Origin of the sequence: Mesorhizobium sp. M7A.F.Ca.CA.001.10.2.1, assembly GCF_003998575.1 — a bacterium.
Taxonomy (GTDB): domain Bacteria; phylum Pseudomonadota; class Alphaproteobacteria; order Rhizobiales; family Rhizobiaceae; genus Mesorhizobium.
The window spans coordinates 1-1,332 of record NZ_RZQY01001041.1; the positions used below are offsets into that span (position 1 = coordinate 1).

Sequence of the window (1,332 nt, forward strand, 5' to 3'; positions counted from 1 at the left end):
GATGCAGATGATCGAACAGCATCTGGCGGCGGAAGGAGCAGCCGACCGGCAGCGACCAAGCCTCGGCGATCGTGCGCATTTGTGCAACCGCCTCGGCGTCCCAGCGCGTGCCGCCGAGGATGACGAACGGCCGCTTGGCCTTGGCCAGCAGCTTTTCCAGCGCATCGAGCTCCGCTTCGCCCGGCCGTGTCTCAACCGGCGTGTGCGGCAAGGCGATGGCCGCTTCGACGATACTGGTCAGCATGTCTTCGGGCAGCGAGATCACCACCGGGCCGGGACGGCCCGATGTCGCCACCGCGAAAGCGCGGGTGACGAATTCGGGGATGCGCGAGGCGTCGTCGATCTCGACCACCCATTTGGCGATGTCGCCGAAGAACCTCTTATAGTCCACCTCCTGGAACGCTTCGCGCTCCTTGGCGTGGCTGGCGACCTGGCCGATGAACAGGATGACGGGTATCGAATCCTGCATGGCGATGTGGATGCCGGCCGAGGCGTTGGTGGCGCCGGGGCCGCGGGTGACGAAGCAGATGCCGGGCTTGCCGGTCAGGCGGCCATGGCAATCGGCCATCATGGCGGCACCGCCTTCCTGGCGGCAGACGATGGTGCGGATCGCAGAGTCGTGCAGCGCGTCGAGCACTGCCAGATAGGATTCACCCGGCACGCAATAGATGCGGTCGGTGCCGTTGGCTTCGAGCGCGTCGACGATGAGTTGTCCGCCGGTCTTCATTGTCCAGACTTCTCCAGTTCGGCAAGGATTTCTTGCGTGTGCTCGCCCAGGCGTGGCGAGGGGCGCTCATAGACCAGCGGCGTGCCGGACATCACCATCGGCGCACGCACCGAAGGCAGAAGATTGCCATGGCCGTCGTCGAGATCGAGCCGCATGCCGCGCGCGATCGTCTGCGGATCGGCAAACATCTGGCCGATCGTGTTGATCGGGCTCGCCGGCACGCCGGCCGCTTCCAGCTTGGCCAGCAGCGGATCGCGGTCAAAAATCTTCAGCGCCTCGATCATGCGCTCGCGCAACTTGACCCGGTTGGCGACCCGGGCGGGATTGGTGGCGAAGTCGGGATTGGCAGGCAGGTCGTCCAGTCCGACAGCGGCGCAGAATTTGGCGAACTGGCCGTCATTGCCGACCGCCAGGATGATGTGCCCGTCCCGGACCGGCACCACCTCATACGGGGCGATGTTCATATGCGCATTGCCCATCTGCACCGGCGATTGGCCGGAGACGAGATAGTTCAAATTCTGGTTGCCGAGCGCCGAGATCTGGGTGTCGAAAAGCGCCATGTCGACGTGCTGGCCTTCGCCGGTCTGCTCGGCATGGCGCAATGC

Annotated in this window: 2 protein-coding genes; both read right to left on the reverse strand. The window is 65.0% G+C overall.

Annotation, left to right across the window (positions count from 1 at the left end):
• Positions 1-727: thiamine pyrophosphate-binding protein (locus tag EN964_RS34835; RefSeq protein ID WP_245490735.1), on the reverse strand; the 727-nt coding region annotated here is incomplete at its 3' end.
• Positions 724-1,332 (reverse strand): CaiB/BaiF CoA-transferase family protein (locus tag EN964_RS34840; RefSeq protein WP_164776397.1); only part of this gene is annotated, 609 nt, incomplete at its 5' end. The genes EN964_RS34840 and EN964_RS34835, both read right to left, overlap by 4 nt.